Source organism: Demequina lignilytica (genome assembly GCF_030418375.1).
In the GTDB taxonomy this organism is placed as follows: Bacteria; Actinomycetota; Actinomycetes; order Actinomycetales; family Demequinaceae; genus Demequina; species Demequina lignilytica.
On the sequence record NZ_JAUHPZ010000001.1, the window covers coordinates 40,984 to 58,762 of the forward strand.

Genomic DNA, 17,779 nt, shown 5'->3' on the forward strand with positions numbered 1-17,779 from the left:
ACCGCGAAACCATACGATCCGCAGTTACTGTCGAACCATGGGCGCGTCGAGAGTCGGTGACGGAGAGCGCGAGTACTTCGCTTCCCTCGACAGGGCTCTCGAGGCTCAACAGCTTCCTCTAGAGAACAGGCCGCTGGTCCGCGAGATCGCAAGCAAGATCCCGTACGACCGGATATACGTGCCGCGCCAGTCTCGCGCCTACATCGCTCTCGTCGAACCGGACTCGGGCAAGATCGTTGCCGCGATCCATTCCGGCTACGTCTCGATCCACACATCCGTCGCGGGTGCGCTCGAGGACTACACGCTGTACGCCGACACCGAGGCCAGTGCGTGGTGGTGGATCGAACTCCCGGTGAACAGCATCCGCGACGGCGGACAGACGATGACCGCGCGGGAGCCCAGAGACCACGGCACCTGTCCGACCTGCTTCGTGGCTTTGCCTGCGACGGGTCGATGCGACACCTGCGACTGAGGCGAAGCGCGGTCGAGACCCCGAGGGCAAGAACAATGTCCCGGAACGCAAGAATGGCCCTGACCCCCGGTCTCGCCCATGGCGAGACCGGGGGGTCAAGTGTCAGTTCGCCCAATCCAAGGCGTGGCCGTAGACATCCAGCGTCGTCGATGCGCGGGCGTGGCCAAGCCTGCGCTGGATGGTGAGCACGTTCTCGCCGGAAGCGATGAGGGACGAGGCGTAGAAGTGTCGGAGGTCGTGCAGACGCAACGCGTGTGGCAGCCCGCACGACGTCTTCTGGTGCTTCCACACCCGGGCGACGCTTCCGGGGTGGACAGGTTCACCCCCAGCGCCGGGCACGACGAGCTCATTTTTGGGCGTCGGGCGCCGTGAAAGCGCGTCGAACAGCGGCGCGCTCATAGGAACAACCCTGTACGACCCATACTTCGGTGGAGTGGTTTCGAATCCGCCCCCTGGGACAAGGCGACTTTGTCGTTGGACGCGGATGGTGCCCGCTTCTTGGTCGATATCGCTCCAGGTGAGGGCGCGTGCCTCTCCGAGTCGCAGACCGGCGTACGCGCAGATTGCGAACAGCCGGTCGTACGGTGCGGGCGACGTTCTGACGAGCTGGTCGACCTGCGCAGGGGTAGGCATGCTTGCGGTGGTCGCCCGGCCCTTGGCGCGAGGAAGTCTCACACCGGTGCACGGGTTGTGTGTGATCGCTCCGTCCCTCTGGGCGGCGTAGAGGATTGCTCGGATGTTGGCGAAGCGCGTGCGGATGGTGGCAGCCGCCAACCCTTTGTCGTGCATCTTCTTGACCCATGTCTCGATGTGCACGGGTGTCAGGCGACGCATCGGTACCTCTGCGAAGGGGAAGGCGCGTGCGGCGAGGTCGACGGCGCGAGCGGTTTGTGGCGACCAGATCTGTCGCGTCGTGTAGTCCGCGTAGTACTGCCGAAACGTGATGGTTCGGCGGCGCGCCCCTCGCAAGGAACGGTTGTCGCGGCGGTGTGGCGTGGGGTGCATGGTGGTGCCTTCCTGGGGTGTCGCCGCGCTGCGGCACGGCGACACCCCGTCGTGGAGTCAGCTGCGGAGGGAGTCCTGCATGGGTGTGGTGGGGGTGAGGCTCATGGCAATGAGCTCGGCGAGCCGGTACTCGTGGTCGGCGATGAGGGCCTCTTCGAGGTGCCGGTTCGCTGTGGCACCGTCGCCGCGCCACCACGCGATCAGCGCGAGCAGACATCGCGCTGGTGCCTGATCGGTGGGGTCGAGGTGGGCGACGATCTGGGTGAGGAGGGCTTCGTGCTGGTGGGCCTCCGCTGTCGGAGGCGCCGATCTGCGCAACAGGACGCTCAGTGCCTGCGTCGCGAGGTCTTCACTGAGGCCGTCGTGCTCGAGGATCTGCATGTCGGGTAGGGAGACGCCAGCCATGAGGATGACAACGACGTCGCGCCACAGCGGCGACCTGAGGCAGGCCCCGGCTGCGCCCACCATGGCGGCGGGGATGTACCTGGCATGGCGGACTCGCTCGAGGGCCGCCAGATAGTCCGAGAGGGAGGGAGTCGTCTCGCTGAATGCCCGCGCGGCCCGCTTGACTGCTGCGGGGTGTGCGGGAGCGATGGCTGCCAGGTCTCGACGAAGGACGCCGGTCGCCGGTGCGTCGACGAGCACGGTGCGGGCGCGCGTCGTGCCCGCAGCCTCGAGTGCGTGTGTGAGTTCCTCGTCGAGCATGCGAAGCGTGGCCGCGTCACGCTCGGTGAAGTAGGCGACGACAAGGTCGGTCACTCCAGCTGCGCTGAGTTGTTGCACGACCCGGGTCGCCACTTCTGTTGCTCCACCAGCGAGCAACGGTGCAAGATCGATCCGCGCTACGCAGCGGGTAGGTGCTGTGGGCAGAAGTACGAGTGAGTCGTCAGGGGTGAACCCGCACGCGGCGACAGCGATGGCGGGCCAGTCAGTGAGTGTTTTGGGCGACATGGACATGAAGAATCCTTTCGGTTGGCATGGCAAAGGCCTCGTCGCGCCTCTGGAGGGAGGCGCGACGAGGCCGGGCTGAGGAGATCTACCTCGCTGCGATGACTTGCGTGAGGGTGGTGTGAGCCGCGCTGTCGAACTTGTCGAAGTCTCCGGTGACGCTTCGAAGCATGTTGCGCTCCGCGCGGGAGGCTCCACGCACCGCACGCGAGTGGTGTTCGTAGGTGTTGACCGCCTGGATGACGCCGTGGGCGGTGCCATGCCAGGGCGCCACGCGCGGATCTGAGTTCCACAGGGTGTGGAGGACGTCGCGCTTGGAGTTCGCAGCGGTGAGTGAGCGTCCCGCGAGCGGGTCGCCGCGGGAGTCAGTACGAGGCACCCAAGCGTCGACGAAGGCGCCGAAGGTGCTCTCCGACACCGGCACCTGGCACAAGGAGTGCACCTGCGCGGAGAACGCGTCGGCGGTGTCGTACACCATGGCCAGGGCCGTCCTGGCGTCCGCCAGGCGAATCGTGGAGTTGCGGGAGTGCTTCACCCGCACGGTGGCGCCGGACTCGGCGAGCGCGACCGCACGGGTGTTGTCGCACACGACATCGGTCACAGTTCGCTTGTAGGTGGTCGCGAGCGACCCGTCGAAGGCGGTCGTGGCGAGCAGGTTGGGGCGGAACTCGACTCCTTCTGGGGTTGTAATCGCCTCGGGGATCGAGACCTCCACCCATGCGACGGCACCGTCACGGAGGAGACCGGCGGAGCTGATCGCGAGGTCATCGTCGAGGAGGTTGGCGACGGTCTCGAGCAGCCATGTCCTGTAGGGGTGCGGCTGGTAGGCGTCAGTGAAGATGCCCATCACATGGCCGTCTGAACGGTCCGAGCGGACGATTGCCTGACGGCCTTCGACTGTGACCCATCGGACGGGCGAGCCGTTCGCATCAAGGTGGGTCATGGTCGTGACTTCTGCAGGCCTCTCGACCGCGATGGGGCGCGACAATGCCTCCCAGTCGAACAGTCGGCGAGCGACATCGGCGACGGGGACTTCGCCTCGATAGTGGTTGGACTCAGCGCCCTGGAGTTCGGCTCGGTAGTGCCAAGCGGTGCCCCGCGAGGCTGTGTGGCCGATCAGGGTCTGGGTGTTGAGGTGCGTGAGAGTTTCTTTGCTCATGGTGTCCTCCTTGGACATGACAAAGCCCCGGTCTCCTCAAGGGAGCCGGGGCTGGTGTGGTGGGGCGGTTCTTAGAAGCTCGACTCGAACGCCGAGGGATGCTCGAGCATGTTCGCGACGCTGATGATCAGGTTCCCGAGGGCAGCCGCGAGCATGAGGACGGCTGCGCGGGGTCCCTGCATGATTGCTGCAGCGAGGCCGCGCAGGAGCTCGCGGAAGACTGATGCGCGGAACCGCGGGCTGTCGTGCCATTGCGCGCGTGCCTCGCCTGCGAGTCTGTACGCGTCAAGTCCGAGCACGCGGATCTCGTCGCGGGCCACGGCTAGCCAGGCCGCGGCGGCAGTCCAGGCATCGGTATGGGGGCTTGTCATTGGTCCTCCAGACATGAAGAAAGCCCGGTCGCGGATGCGCCGGGCAGTGGGTCCACACCGACCACATGCATGGTGACGGCCCGCTTCGGGCAGACCTTCGGTGCTTTCCTCTATTCTACCATTCGACTGTCAAATAGCGTGCCTCTTCTTGTGAGGCTCGAGATACGTAAGCGGCTCATTACCTGGGAATAGGCAATCCATCGATAGTGTCATTGCGCCAAGGCCTGTCAGGGTGTCGCGATATCGCGAAGGCTTCAATCGCCCAATTTTCGTGCTCGGCTGGCATCGTCGATTCCGGTCCATAATGAGCACGTGGGCATCTTCCTTCTCGCTGAGGGGCGTGGTTTCGATGGGGTTCCTTTCTGATCTGGTCAATGGCGCCGTCAAGAGCCTGGGATACGAAGGTTCGGCAGGCGAATACCTGGGGTCCCACGCAACACCTTTTGCCACCCAATGGTTGTCGGGATTTGCTGACGGCTGGGTCGGAATCACCGGTGAAGCTTCGGAAGAACAGAAAGCCCGGTTCGAAGCGGTGCGCGTTGTCGGGGATGTCGGAAGCGAGAGCGTGCTCGAGTTTGAGGCTCCCTTCACTATCTCGGGAGCCTTGTGGCGTGTGATCGACTCTGGGACAGGCGACACCCTGAAGCGGGGAGACTCGATTCTCGTGAGGCACATTCAGTACTCCGGCGAGGGCGACGTCGTCGACTCAACTTGGGGAGAGCCTGAGGCGGAACTGGTCACCATCGGAGACGACGGTCTGGACATTCTGGAGACAGTCGAAGGCGAGCAGGTGGGTGTCAGGATGCTCGTCACCTGGCCCATTCGTCACGGCACGAAGGTTCTGACGCTCATCGACCTCTTTGACGTGGTTGCGCTCGCCCCGCAAGAACCGACAGGACCGGATCCTTCACCCGCGGTTCCAGGTGACCTGGTGCAACCCGCCGCGCCCCAACCCCACAGCGCGCTGGTCTCGGAGCTTCGGGAGCTCGCGGCGCTGCGTGACGAAGGGATTCTTACCGACGAGGAGTTCGCGGAAGCAAAGGCGCAGCTTCTGCGGCGTAGCTAGTGCGGCGTCCGGCTCGCATGACTAATGTTCGCTGAAACTCCGCGGGGCTACCCACGCGCGCGAACTGGGGCGGCGCCGGTGTGCTCTATCCGATGCCAGGTGAAGTGCCGCCTCGTCGGGACAACCACTGACCGCCCGCAAGAAAACGTGTGTTGGTCGGTCTCGCGCACAGGTTGCTCAGAGCGTGACGCGTCCGTAGGAGACACGTGACGGAGGCGCGCTTGTTCACGTCGGCTCACGGTAGGAGCGAATGAACATCCTCGCGACGACGTGTCGGTGGTCGGTGCCAATATTCTTGCGGGCGGGGGACGCCCTGACTGAGGGGAGTGATGTGGTGGTGTCTGAGATTGATGGCAGTAGGGTCGCACGAGTTCTGGGGACTGGAGACGAAGCCCGAGGCAGGGCTGTCGGGCATCTTCGGGAGTACTTCGGCAACGAGGGCGAGTTCTTCACCGGATCACTGTTCGAGACGTTCGCCCAGGCTGAGTCAGACCCGTACAAGATCGGCACAGGCGACCTGCTGGCGCTGTCGATGCTTTCCGTCGCCGTCACTGGAGAGGGTGCGGCGTATATCATGAGCGACGCGTTTCAGGCCGAGGCGACCGCGCTACTGAAGAAGATCCCGGTCGACGTCTCGTTCGAGGATGAGGCCGCTGCCGTCCATCTGCGTGAAGAGGGGGAGTCGGCAGGGTCGCAACTGTGGACGCTCGTTGGCAAGGCTCCCGGGATGGGGCTTACGAAGACCAGCAAGTTGCTCGCCCGCAAGCGCCCCACCCTGTTCCCGGTGTACGACAAGGTCATTGACCAGGTGCTCGAGCTGGGCGGTACGCACATGATGTGGGCGAAGTACCGCAGCTGGCTGCTCAAGGATGATCCAGCGCACGGCAAGACACTCATCGCTCACGCCGGAGACCTTGCCGCCGCGGCTGGGATCCCGAGCCATATCTCTCCGCTGCGCGTGGTCGACGTGGTGATCTGGATGGAGTTCCGCTCTGAGGTGCTGCGCGCGTGAGTCAGTCCCCTGAAGTGCATCGCGGCGGTGAAGACCGCGCGCACGGGATGGTCGAAGCCGCATGGGCGCTCTCAAGTCGTGCGCATCTGCACAGCGTCCACGGCAACGCGGCGGGCCGGGCAGCGGCTCTCGAGGCGGCGGTCGCGCTCGCCCGGGATTCGGTAGGCGCAGTCGATCCTGACCCTCAGGCGCTCAGAGACTTGCCTCTCCATCTGGCCAACCTCGCAGCCTGCTACCTCGACCTCGGGCGAGCCGTCGAGGCCCTGGCTGCCATCGATGAGGCCATCGCGGCTGAGGAAGCGGCGGTTCGCGAGGGAGCAGAGAACGCGCGGGACCTTGCCATCGTCATGCGTACGCTCCGCGAGGATCGCGACACGGTCGCTACCCTTCTGCGCGATCACGAGCCCCAGTCGAACCCTGGCAGGTCGAACCCCTGCTAGCGGTCCGGTCAAGTCATGCGCCGGAACTTCAGGAGCATCCTGGGCAGGGGGCCGCCATCTTGTCGGACGGAACTCAGCGCGGATAGATCGGCACAGGCTTGGTGCCCCAAGTCGACCTCACCAGAAGGCTCAAGCCTGTACCCCTAGATCTCAGGGCGGTGTCGACCCCGATTGTCAAGGCCACCTCCGGCATCGCGAAGAGGGTCTGCATTGAACGCACCGGAGTCCTACGACAGGGCCATGAAGCCCGTCCAGTGACTAGATTCCGTACCTGCTGGGGCGACGCCGAGGGCGAGCTCACCGCCAGGGAGTCTTCGACCGCAAGAACCGAGTTCTGCACGATCCGCGTGACTGCGCTCTAGAAGGCCATCACAGGGATGTTTGCAATAGACGCGACGATGAAGCTGACAACCATTGGTCCCACTCTGAGCTCGGGGCCGAACAGGCCCCCCGACCACGATCCCCGTTGCGATGAACCATGCAGCGAACCAGACGACGATCCAGCCATGCGAGCCGTAGTTGGTCCGCTCGATTCGCGCGTCATGTTGTCCGCCATTGTTGCCGCCTCACGTGTGCGCTTGGCAGTCCGAGACAAACTGGATGAGAAAGATCTGGAGCGAGCAGACGCGCCTCCGACGCCTACCGGTCGGGCTGGCCGATGCACCCAGGGCCGCTGTCGGCGCGTGGGCGAGTCCGGTATCGCGGAGTCAAGGGGTATGCGTCAAGCGGGCGTGTCCGCCGACGCCCGCTCGCAGCGGTGCACCGTGACCTGATCGCCACGGACGTGAACGAAGGCGCGGCTCGCCAGCCGCGAGACCGCTGTGAGGGTCTCACTGGAGAACTTGTCGGACTCATCGACCATGAGGGTCACGATCTCGAACTGGCGGGGCGTGAACAGCCGCTCCGTCAGGGCGTGCTCGATGGTCGTCGGGTAGAGGCGAGCCACCTTGGGGTGCTTGCGCACTAGCTGGTTGAGCATCGGTGTGCTCGGGTCCACGCCCGCATAACGGTCTGACAGCGCCAGCCCGAGATCGAGCGCCCGACCCGTTCCGCAGGCCACGTCGAGAACGGAGGGCGGGTAGCGCCCGGCGGCCCCGCGGACGGCTTCGTGAAGCATCTCGACGACCTCCTCGGCCATGGGCCGGTCGATGTCGTAAGTCGTCGCGATCGAGTCGTACTGTGACTCGATGCCAGAGTACGTCGCGGGCGCGTTCTGCACACCATAGAGGCGATCCGTGGTCGTTCGGTTGATGAGATTCGTGTCGGTGACGTTGGCGTCCATCGTCCACCACTTCAGGCGCGCCTCGGGGTTCTCGAGGTAGATGTTCGTTGTGCCGTAGTACTTCCCCGGCTGGCCGAAGGTGTGGATGACACGTGCAGCGCGGACAAAGTCGTCGTGGTGGATCCCAGTTGTCCGGCCCTCGACTACGTAGTGGTGGGGTGCGGTGTCGGCGTAGGTCTTCGCCCACGTCCAGTCCACCTGGGATGCGGTTGCGAGCCACCAGTCGTAGTCATCTCTCGTAATCATCGCTGGCTCCTTGTTGGACACGGCCCACGAAGTCCGTGCCGCACCAGTATCACGGTCACCTCTGACACCGGTGGGGCATAGGCGGCACGACTGTCTGACGTCGCGCCCCCGCGGGTCCACGGCGTCGCCGCAGGTCACTACGGCAGCGTGCGAGCTAGCAGACTTCATTGCGCTGTGAAGTTGGCGGCTAGCCTAGGTAGGGTCAAGAGCGCGGAAACTGAGGACTTGGAGTGTGGCGATGCGGCCTGATCTCGTGTCTTACCTGCTTCCCGTGCTGGGTCGCTCGACGGACGTCGGCTTCAACGTGTTCGATGTCATGCACCACGGACAGCACGAGAAGCAGATCTCGAACGTCTTCCGATGGCTCCTCGATGCCGACGGCACCCATAGTCTCGGAGGCTCGGTCGTGCGGATCTTCGTCGACGCGGTCAACAACAGCCGCCACGACGAGGATCCGCTTCCGACAGGTGGCTACTGGGTGCGCCAGGAAGTGAACATGTCACTGCCCGGTGAGGGTGCAGACGTCGCCGACCTTGTGCTCGAGAGCGACGACGCGGTGATCGTGATCGAGAACTACGCCACGTCCGACGGACACGGCCATGGCTACCACAACTACCGTGCGTACAGCACTCGTGACGGCAAGACGGGCGCTGTGGTGTTGCTGTGTCACGACGAAGACCGCGCCCTGCAAACCCGCGGCTGGGAGAACGCTGCGGTAGTCACCTATGCGGCAGTGCTGGGGCCGCTGAAGCTCGGACTCGACGCTGACCGCCAGTATCAGCGCAAGAATCCCGAGGCGTACTGGTTCGTTCAGCAGATGCACCGCAAGTTCGCGAAGGGCAAGGGTGTCATGGAAGAGGGCGGGACGTTGGACTTCGTGGTCGCCATGTGCGAGACCGGCGAGGCTGGTCGATACCAGGGCCGAGCACAGGTCGCCGCCGAGCAGTTCGCTAACGACCTTGCCGAGCAGGCGGTCGAACGCTTCGGTGAAGGGCGGGAACTGCTGCAGCGGGTCAAGGACAGGCTCAAGGCATATGCCGCCGGTCCGCTTGCGATGCAGTTGAAGGAAACGTTCGGGGAAGAATCGGTCAAGCCGCCGAAGGCCAACCTCCAAGGGATCTTCCAGTGGACGATTCGCATAAGGGTCGGTGAGGACGTATCTGCGGAGGGCGCGAGCGTCGTACTGAAGTTCGGCCCGTCCGCGTGGTTCGCGGTCGAACGCGATGACTACTGGAGCGTCGCTAGTTCAGCTGACATCGACTACTCGCGGGTGTTCGTAGGCGGTGGCCTGCCCTTGGAGATCGGGCCTTCATCGGTGGCTTTGAGCGAGGTCCTCGACGGTCTGGAACCAGACGACACGCGACTGCACGACGCGATCCTCGCCCGGCTTGGACCACCCACCGCTTCGACACGCGCATAGCAGAAGGCCTTCGTGTGACGAGTTCATAGGGAACTCGTCACAACTCGTTCACTATCCAATCCCGCCGTGCCACGACGATGGAGTCCGCGTCGAGCACAAGTTCGAGACGGTTGCCCGCGAGCGCGAAGGCCGACGCAGCCTCCACGCAACATCTGTTCGTGACGTCAAGGACCATGTTCACGCCGTCGGGGACCTCGGCTGATGGATAGAGGATGCCGTCGATGCGCTGCGGGGGCTCGGCCATCTGGCCCATGGCGTGCAAGACAAACTCGGTAAAGACCTGGGTGGGCACGTAGTCGATACCACGACGTCCCGGATCCTCGGACGCGGGCTTCCTGACCGTCGAGACGAAGTCGTCGAGAAAGCTTGCGTCGTAGTACGCCTGTGCTGACGGGTCGGAGGTGTCCATGAAGACCGATGGCTCCGCGGGGACTACGACATTGGTCAGGTCCAGCACGACGAGCTCACGTGTGGCCTGGAAGCTCGCCACCGTCGCGTGATCGTGGTGTGGATCGCCGTGGCGGGTTGCCTCCGCGATCGCAGTGTCTCGCTCGAGAGACCCGTAGAACATCGGGACTCCGGGAGCGCTCATTCGATTCGGCGAGAAGGCCTTGTCCTTGGGCACGGTGCCCAGCCTCGTGCTCGTGGCACCGCCCTCGATGTCAGGTCCCCGGTGCCCCTGAGCGCGCCAGACATTGACTTCGGGCGCGATGGACCGGACCAGTCCGTGTGCATGGAGACGTCGTGCGAGGTCATCGAGGGCGGTGACCGGGCTCCCCCCGTACCAGCGCTCCTCGCTGTTGTTCAGCGACTCAGAGTCCGCCCAGAACATGTAGCGCGTGCGGTGCATGACGAAGTTGGAGAACCGCTCCCACGGATCACCGAGAATCTCGTCGTCGTCACCCCAAGATTCGGCGACCAGCTGCGGGGAGAACGCTTCCAGAACGTCGCTCATGAGGTCGCCGTCGTCGACATAGTCGCCCAGAAGGTCCTGCTGGACATCCCATAGATCACGGGTAGGAAACTGATAACCGCCATCTGCCGTGGAATACACGCCGGGTATTGAGGCAGCGTCCTCCCAACGACTCGCCACCGCGATCTCGACGAGCTCAAGCAAGGTGTCGAGGGGTGCAGCCCCGGTGCGCCCGCAGTACGAGCATTCCTCGCTGTCGATACCGGCGCTGCGTAGCTTGTCGATGAGGTAGTCGTCGTTGTGTACGCAGCGCCAACACACGTTCTTGTCGGAGGAACTCCACGATCCAGGGCTGTCGTCCACGGTCAACTCCCTTTCAGAAGGCTTCTATCGATAAGTGGTTCAGGACCCGCCGGGCGGAACGTCATCGGAGCAGTCGCAGCTACGTGCTTCACCCCGACACCGCGCTCGCAAGAGTGCTTGGACCAGCCCCGGTTGGGATGTGCGTTACACAGGCGGCCCCACCTCGCGGTGATCACAGCAACGTCCTACTCGAAGAAGTCGTCGTCGACCTCGACAACAGTGAAGGTCTGTCGCTCCTGCACGCCAACACCATGCTCGACTAGGAGTTCGCCGAGTTCCTTCCCGTTGATCAGAACTACTCGCGGCTTGGCGGAAGCAGCGAATTCCCGTGCACCGGACGAGAAGTCGCTGGTGGTGACGAAGATCCCGCCAGATGCACCGGCGTGGTGGAGGGCGCCGAGGAAGCCCTGGACATCGGGCCTGCCGATGGTGTTGCCGTCGGCGTACCGCTTCGCCTGGATGTAGATGCGGTCGATCCCGAGGCGGTCTTGGTTGATGACGCCATCGAAGCCACCGTCGTGGACTCCGCCTGTGTGCTCCAGCGCGCCCGCGGTGCCTCCGTAGCCCATGCGGCTGAATAGCGTCAGGAGGGTGCGCTCGAGAAAATCTGGGGCGGCTTCGCGGATGCGCTGCACGAGGTCCGCAGCAACCTCCCGGTTGAGCTGTTCCGTCGCGTCCGCCGCGAGTTCAAGGGGCGAGGACTCTGCGTCGGTCGACAATGAGCTGGCGGGGGAGTCCGTTGCGCGGGAGTTGGCCTTCGCCTTGAACTCTCGGAACTCCTCGTACGTCTCGAGGGCGGATAGGCCGAATCCGTCGGGATACCGCGCGAGGAGATCGCGTCCTCGTTCCGCGATGGAGAAGACGCCTCTCTGGGGCTTCGACACAGCCCTCGCGTGGTAGAGGTAGCTCAGTGCCCAGTTCACTCTATTGTCGAGGCGGTTCTGGCCACTGGGGATGCGTCCCGCGCGCTGCTCGTCGGTTAGCTCGAGCAGGTCCGCGACTGCGGTTGTGATGTCGCGTGACCGCATCGGGCTTGTCGAGCTCAAGACTCGAAGCGCGGGGGCGAAGTACTCATGGAACTTCGGGATGTCGGTCATGACTCCTCCTCGGTGGAGTGGGCGGTGAGGCCGAGGTATCGCTCCAGGAACGACTCGAGGCGGGTGAGCACGCGCTGCTTCTTCTCGCCGTGGTCGCCCGTCGGGGAGAACCGGGATGCGGGCGGCAGGATGGTGGTGATGGCCGTGCCGGTCCGGCGGATCGCGCCGTCGCTGAAGGCCGACCGGATGAAGTCGTGGGTCTCCGCGGTGCGGAGGTTCTCCTCGTTGATGATGGCGTCGAGCTCGGCCTGACGACGCGCGGAGATGTACGCCTGCCAGTCGGCGTCGATGGTGGAGTCGGTGTTGATGGTGTCGACGAAGTCCTCGATGAGGTCCTTCTTGTTGCGCAGGCTGGGGGAGGAGTCGATGGCGCGGCTGATCTCGGCGCGGATCTCCTTGTCCTCTCCGTCGCCGTGAGCGTCGCGGTAGCGCTGGACGAGCATGAGGATGTAGTCGACGTTGATCTCGACCTGCTTGATGAGCTCGATCTCGAAGACGATGTCGTCGTTGATGGACTCCTTGTCCGCCTCCTTGTTTTTCCGGAACTCGGCGTACAGGTCGAGGTAGATGCTCTTGTAGTCCTGGCTCTGGCGGGGGGTGAGGATCTCGTTGCCGGTGAAGTCGTCGAAGGAGCTGAGGATGTTGGTCAGGCGCAGGATCGCGCCGTAGAGCTCGATGAACGCCTTCTGGGCGCTCTCGCCGACGATGGTCGGGCCGAGGGGGAAGCGGGTGAGCAGGTCGCTGACCTCCTCGGCGTAGTCGTCGTAGTAGTCCCGGTACGGCTTGAGGAGGACGATGCCTTGGGCGTCCTTGTTGCCGAACAGAGAGATGGCATCGTTGGTGGCGTCCTCAAGGTCACGGAACGAGACGATGTTGCCGTAGGTCTTGACGGAGTTGAGGATGCGGTTGGTGCGCGAGTAGGCCTGGATCAGACCGTGGGCCCGCAGGTTCTTGTCCACGAACAACGTGTTGAGCGTGGTGGCGTCGAAGCCGGTGAGGAACATGTTCACCACGATCACAAGGTCGATCTCGCGGTTCTTGAGCCGCAGCGACAGGTCCTTGTAGTAGTTCTGGAACCGGTCGGCGCTGGTGTCGAAGGACGTCCCGTAGATGTCGTTGTAATCCTGGATGGCGTCCTCGAGGAACGAACGGGAGTCCATGTCGAGGGCTCCCGTGTCGAAGCCCTCCTCCTCGAGCGCACCGTCCTCAACAGGCTCGTTAGCCCCATACGAATAGATGAGCCCGACCTTCAGCTTCTTGTCCGACGGCAGTCCCTCTTGGGCGAGTTGGAACTGGTTGTAGTACATCCTCGCTGCCGGGATGGAGGCGGTGGCGAAGAGGGCGTTGAAGCCCCGGACGCGGCGCTCACCCAGTGTGTAGGAGGAGTTGCGGCGGGTCTTCTGGTCGAAGCGCTCGAGCGTGTAGTCCACCACCTGGGAGACGCGCTCGGGTGAGAGGAGCGCCTTCTCGGTGTCGATGGCGGAGACCTGCTTGTCGGCGACGTGGCCGATCTTGATGGTGTTGACGTAGTCGATGCGGAACGGCAGCACGTTCTTGTCGGTGATGGCATCCACGATCGTGTACGTGTGGAGCTTGTCCCCGAAGGCCTGCTCGGTGGTCTTGAGCTGGACGTTCCCGCCTGAGGAGGCGTTGGCGGCGAAGATCGGGGTGCCGGTGAAGCCGAAGAGGTTGTACCGCTTGAAGGCCTTGGTGATAGCGGTGTGCATGTCGCCGAACTGCGAGCGATGACATTCGTCGAAGATCAGGACGACGTGGCCGCTGTAGATGGCGTGGCCCTTGTTGGCGGCGATGAACGTGGACAGCTTCTGGATGGTGGTGATGATGATGCGTGCGCCGGGGTCCTCGAGCTGCTTCTTCAGCACCGCTGTCGAGGTGTTGGAGTTGGCCGCGCCCTTCTCGAAGCGGTCGTACTCGCGCATGGTCTGGTAGTCGAGGTCCTTGCGGTCCACGACGAAGAGCACCTTGTGCACTGAGGGCATCTTGGAGGCGAGCTGCGCGGCTTTGAATGAGGTGAGGGTCTTGCCTGACCCGGTGGTGTGCCAGACGTACCCTCCGGCGTCGGTGGTGCCGAGGGTCTTGTAGTTGGTGGAGATCTCGACCTTGCTGAGGATCCGCTCGGTCGCGACGATCTGATAGGGCCGCATTACCAGCAGGAGCCTGTCAGCGGTGAGCACGCAGTACTTGGTGAGGATGTTCATCAGCGTGTGCTTGGCAAAGAAGGTCCTAGCGAACGCGGTCAGGTCCTGGATGGGCTTGTTCTGGGCGTCGGCCCACCAGGAGGTGAACTCGAAGGAGTTCGACGTCTCGCGCACACGCTTCGACCCTGACGCTTCAGACAGGTGCTGGCGGCGGGTGGTGTTGGAGTAGTACTTGGTGAGGGTCCCGTTGGAGATCACGAAGAGCTGGACGTATTCGAACAGGCCCGACCCGGCCCAGAAGCTGTCGCGCTGGTAGCGGTCGATCTGGTTGAACGCCTCACGGATGTCCACGCCCCGGCGCTTGAGCTCGACGTGCACCATGGGCAGGCCGTTGACAAGGATTGTCACGTCATATCTGTTGGAGTACCGGGCTCCCTCGGCCTGGTCGACCTCGTACTGGTTGATCACCTGAAGTCGGTTGTTGTGGATGCGCGCCTTATCAATGAGCAGGATGTTCTTGGTAGACCCGTCATCACGTTTGAGCAGCTGGACGTGGTCCTCCTGGATTCGGATGGTCTTCTCGACGATGCCGTCATTCGCGCCCGAGATGCGCTCCGTGAAGAACCGCTCCCACTCGGAGTCCGTGAAGAAGATCCCATTGAGAGCCTCGAGCTGAGCACGGAGGTTCGTGACCAGGGCGGACTCGGTCGTCAAGGGAAGAAACTCATAGGCCTGCGACTGCAGCAGACGGATCAGCTGCCGCTCGAGCTCAGACTCCGACTGGTAGGCAGACCCGGACGATGCGTCGGGCTCATACTCCGCCACAACGGTCGACTCCGATGAGATCGCGATCGGGTCGTACCTGCGCACGGGTGACTCGCTCACGACTCCAACTCCTTGAAGGTCAAGAGCCGGTCGCGGTAATACTCGTACTGCTTCCGACGTGCTGCGAGCTCGGCCGGAAGGCCGACGGAGATGTCGTTCACTAGCGCCTCAAATTCATCCAGGACCCTCGCGACGCGCGCTTGCTCGAGTCGGCTGGGTACCGGTATGGACACCTTCGCCAGGCGTACTTTGGAGACGTTGAATCGCGTCACCCCGCTCGCGGTCTTCGTCAGTTGCTCGCGCAGCGGAGTGGATCGGAACAGGTGCTTGGTAAACCCTGGATCGAACATCTCCGGGTCGTGGAAGCGGTACCCGATGCAGAAACTGTTCAGATGTAGCGGCTCTCGTGGATCCTGTGTGAGGACGGAAGACATCGCGACTTCCGCAGCCGACTCGGATGACCCGGTGAACAGCACGTCGCCCTGCTGCAGTTCACGTTGCCGCTCGCCGGAAGCGACCTTGACGAAGTCGTCGCGCGTGAGGTCCACGGCGATGTTGTTGAACACGTTTACGTAGGAAACGAACCGGTGATTGCCGTCCGAGAAGTCAGCCTTTGACTTGCCGGTCAAGCCGCCGAAGACGACCCCGGCGTCGCCCAAAGAAACCCAGCGAGCGCCGTCCGTAGTCTTGAGAGTCTCATCGCGGTAGTGGACGTACTGGGTGCGCCGCGCCTCCAGCTCAGCCTCCAGCTCAGCCTCCAGCTCAGCCTCCAGCTCCGTGAAGGTGTCCAGGATGCGCACAATCTCCCGCTGCACCTCGAGCGGCGGAACCGGGACCTTGTAAGAGCGGATCATGGCGAGGTTGAGCCCCCCACGCGTCCCATCGCCTGACGACAGGTCACGGAGGCGCGAGTACTGCGTGCGAAGGAAGTGGAAGAGGAAGTCGCCGTCGAGGGCCTCGTCCGGGACAATCGCCGCGAGCGACTGGTTGGTGCAGCACTCAAGTCTTGTGCGGGCCACTGTGCCACGTGTCTTGCCCTGTCCCGCAAGCGCCATGACGACCGCCCCGGACGGGATCAGCTTGGTGCTGCAAGAGTCGTAGCCCGACTGAGAAATCAGCGTGTCTGCCTGATAGATCGTTCCCTTGTTGACCTCGCCGGAACTCAACCAGGGGATCGTGCCATCGACCCAGTACGCGGCCACAGACTTGGACGGAGTCGCACCTGCCGAGACGGCGGCGACCTCGCCGATCGTCTCGAATCGCACGCCGCTTGAGCAGTGCTTGGAAATGAGATCGTTGATGTGGCTCACTTGGTGCCTTCGAGGTCGGCGACGATGGCGTCAATGGCGGTGCGGAGTTCGGCCTGGCGGGCGACGATGCGGGCGATCTCGATGTTGAGCTCGGTGATGTCGACGACCTCGCGGGTGTCCTCGGCATCGACGTAGGAGGACACGGCGATGTTGTAGTCGTTGGCCGCGATCGCATCGTTGCCAACGACTTTGGTGAAGTGGCCGACGTCCTCACGTGAGGTGAACGCGTCAAGGATGGCCGTGCGGTGGGCATCGTCCAGCTTGTTCTTGTTGCCCGAGCGCACGAACTGTGCTGATGCGTCAATGAACAGCACCGCGTTGTCGGTCTTGGACTTCTTGAGCACGATGATGCAGGTCGCGATGCCGGTGCCGAAGAACAGGTCCGGGGGAAGCTGGATGACGGCGTCGACGTAATTGTTGTCGATGAGGTATTGGCGGATCTTCTTCTCCGCGCCCCCGCGGTAGAGAACCCCGGGGAACTCGACGATGGCGGCGGTGCCATCGACTCCAAGCCACGACAGCATGTGCATGGTGAACGCGAGGTCGGCCTTGGACTTCGGGGCCAGGACGCCTGCGGGGGAGAAGCGCGGGTCGTTGATCAGGAGGGGGTTCGCGTCGCCGTCCCACTTGATGGAGTACGGGGGGTTAGACACGATGGCGTCGAACGGCTCATCGTCCCAGTGAGCCGGGTCGGTGAGGGTGTCGCCGTGTGCGAGGTTGAACTTCTCGTAGTTGACGTCGTGCAGGAACATGTTGATCCGCGCGAGGTTGTAGGTGGTCAGGTTGATCTCCTGACCGTAGAAGCCTTGGCGGACGTTGTCCTTGCCCAGCACCTTGGCGAACTTCAACAGCAGCGACCCCGATCCTGCAGCGGGGTCATAGACCTTGTTCACGGTGGTCTTGCCGACCACGGTGATGCGCGCCAGGAGCTCGGAGACTTCCTGCGGGGTGTAGTACTCGCCGCCGGACTTGCCTGCGTTGGCGGCGTACATCTGCATCAGGTACTCGTACGCGTCACCGAAGAGGTCGATGGTGTTGTCTTGGAAGTCGCCCAGGGGAAGGTCGCCGATGGCGTCGAGGAGCTTGGCGAGCTTCTCGTTGCGCTTGGCGACGGTGGGGCCGAGCTTGGAGGAGTTTACGTCTAGGTCGTCGAAGAGTCCCTTGAGGTCATCCTCGCTCTCGGTGCCGGTGGCGGAGCCTTCGATGTGAGCGAAGACCTTCTCGAGGGTCTCGTTGAGGTTCTCGTCGTTCGCGGCGCGCTTACGGACGTTGGTGAAGAGTTCCGAGGGCAGGATGTAGAAGCCCTTCTCGGCGACGGTCTCTGCGCGCCCGAACTCGGCGTTGTCGTCGGGAAGCTTGGCGTAGTCGAACGCAGCATCACCGGCATCGTGCTCACCCTTGTTGATGTAGGCCGTGAGGTTCTCAGAGACGTATCGGTAGAAGAGCATCCCCAGCACGTAGGTCTTGAAGTCCCAGCCGTCAACGCTGCCCCGAAGGTCGTTGGCGATGCGCCAGATGGTCTTGTGAAGCTCGGCGCGCTGCGCCTGGCTCGTCGTGGGTGTCACCGGTGTCTCCTGAAGCGCGAAGGCTCAGAGGGTCCCCCCGGAGCCGCTTCTGACACTCTATTGACATTGGCAGACAACGAGGTTGCATGCCACGCGCGTTGACAGCGGTCGGCCACGGGGGAGGTG

General features: G+C 63.6%; 15 protein-coding genes. 4 read left to right on the forward strand and 11 right to left on the reverse strand.

The annotated features are described in order from the left end of the window. The first annotated feature begins 37 nt into the window (after nt 1–37). A complete protein-coding gene (locus tag QQX13_RS00215; RefSeq protein WP_301152040.1) occupies nt 38–472 on the forward strand; it encodes a hypothetical protein in 435 nt (144 codons plus the stop codon). 102 nt (nt 473–574) lie between these two features. Here QQX13_RS00215 and QQX13_RS00220 read toward each other — a convergent pair whose 3' ends face one another. From QQX13_RS00220 to QQX13_RS00235, 4 genes are all read right to left on the reverse strand, one after another. Further along, nucleotides 575–1,477, reverse strand: a complete 903-nt coding sequence (locus tag QQX13_RS00220) for a tyrosine-type recombinase/integrase (RefSeq protein WP_301152041.1) — start codon at nt 1,475–1,477, stop codon at nt 575–577. Nucleotides 1,478–1,534: 57 nt separating this feature from the next. Continuing rightward, a complete protein-coding gene (locus QQX13_RS00225) occupies nt 1,535–2,434 on the reverse strand; it encodes a DUF4192 family protein (protein WP_496111607.1) in 900 nt (299 codons plus the stop codon). A 79-nt stretch (nt 2,435–2,513) separates the two neighbouring features. Next, nucleotides 2,514–3,602 carry a DUF932 domain-containing protein gene (locus QQX13_RS00230; RefSeq protein WP_301152044.1) on the reverse strand — a complete coding sequence of 363 codons (1,089 nt, stop codon included), beginning with the start codon at nt 3,600–3,602 and terminating at the stop codon, nt 2,514–2,516. A gap of 53 nt (nt 3,603–3,655) precedes the next feature. Beyond that, nucleotides 3,656–3,955: a hypothetical protein gene (locus tag QQX13_RS00235; RefSeq protein ID WP_301152046.1), complete on the reverse strand. Its 300-nt coding sequence runs from the start codon at nt 3,953–3,955 to the stop codon at nt 3,656–3,658. A gap of 304 nt (nt 3,956–4,259) precedes the next feature. Between QQX13_RS00235 and QQX13_RS00240 the strand changes: the two genes are divergently transcribed. Further along, a complete protein-coding gene (locus QQX13_RS00240) occupies nt 4,260–5,021 on the forward strand; it encodes an SHOCT domain-containing protein (RefSeq protein WP_301152048.1) in 762 nt (253 codons plus the stop codon). A 250-nt stretch (nt 5,022–5,271) separates the two neighbouring features. Then, nucleotides 5,272–6,033: a DUF6308 family protein gene (locus QQX13_RS00245; protein ID WP_301152049.1), complete on the forward strand. Its 762-nt coding sequence runs from the start codon at nt 5,272–5,274 to the stop codon at nt 6,031–6,033. A gap of 71 nt (nt 6,034–6,104) precedes the next feature. Here the strand turns inward: QQX13_RS00245 and QQX13_RS00250 are convergent, their stop codons facing one another. Both QQX13_RS00250 and QQX13_RS00255 read right to left on the reverse strand, forming a co-directional pair. Continuing rightward, the gene (locus tag QQX13_RS00250) at nt 6,105–6,434 is read right to left on the reverse strand and encodes a hypothetical protein (protein ID WP_301152050.1); all 330 of its coding nucleotides are present in this window, start codon (nt 6,432–6,434) and stop codon (nt 6,105–6,107) included. A 760-nt stretch (nt 6,435–7,194) separates the two neighbouring features. After that, the gene (locus tag QQX13_RS00255; protein WP_301152052.1) at nt 7,195–8,001 is read right to left on the reverse strand and encodes a methyltransferase domain-containing protein; all 807 of its coding nucleotides are present in this window, start codon (nt 7,999–8,001) and stop codon (nt 7,195–7,197) included. A gap of 238 nt (nt 8,002–8,239) precedes the next feature. Between QQX13_RS00255 and QQX13_RS00260 the strand changes: the two genes are divergently transcribed. Then, nucleotides 8,240–9,421, forward strand: coding sequence for a PD-(D/E)XK nuclease family protein (locus tag QQX13_RS00260; protein ID WP_301152527.1), 1,182 nt, complete (start codon nt 8,240–8,242; stop codon nt 9,419–9,421). A 37-nt stretch (nt 9,422–9,458) separates the two neighbouring features. Here QQX13_RS00260 and QQX13_RS00265 read toward each other — a convergent pair whose 3' ends face one another. The 5 genes from QQX13_RS00265 to QQX13_RS00285 form a co-directional block, all read right to left on the reverse strand. Next, nucleotides 9,459–10,697: a HEPN-associated N-terminal domain-containing protein gene (locus QQX13_RS00265; RefSeq protein WP_301152053.1), complete on the reverse strand. Its 1,239-nt coding sequence runs from the start codon at nt 10,695–10,697 to the stop codon at nt 9,459–9,461. Between the two features lie 185 nt (nt 10,698–10,882). After that, the gene (locus QQX13_RS00270; protein ID WP_301152055.1) at nt 10,883–11,794 is read right to left on the reverse strand and encodes a restriction endonuclease; all 912 of its coding nucleotides are present in this window, start codon (nt 11,792–11,794) and stop codon (nt 10,883–10,885) included. Further along, nucleotides 11,791–14,838 carry a type I restriction endonuclease subunit R gene (locus QQX13_RS00275; protein WP_301152057.1) on the reverse strand — a complete coding sequence of 1,016 codons (3,048 nt, stop codon included), beginning with the start codon at nt 14,836–14,838 and terminating at the stop codon, nt 11,791–11,793. The genes QQX13_RS00270 and QQX13_RS00275 overlap by 4 nt, the downstream gene beginning before the upstream one ends. Beyond that, entirely contained in the window at nt 14,835–16,088 is a 1,254-nt protein-coding gene (locus QQX13_RS00280; RefSeq protein ID WP_301152058.1) for a restriction endonuclease subunit S, read from the reverse strand. The genes QQX13_RS00275 and QQX13_RS00280 overlap by 4 nt, the downstream gene beginning before the upstream one ends. Beyond that, entirely contained in the window at nt 16,085–17,653 is a 1,569-nt protein-coding gene (locus QQX13_RS00285; RefSeq protein WP_301152059.1) for a type I restriction-modification system subunit M, read from the reverse strand. Before QQX13_RS00285 ends, QQX13_RS00280 begins: the two co-directional genes overlap by 4 nt. Nucleotides 17,654–17,779: the final 126 nt, after the last annotated feature.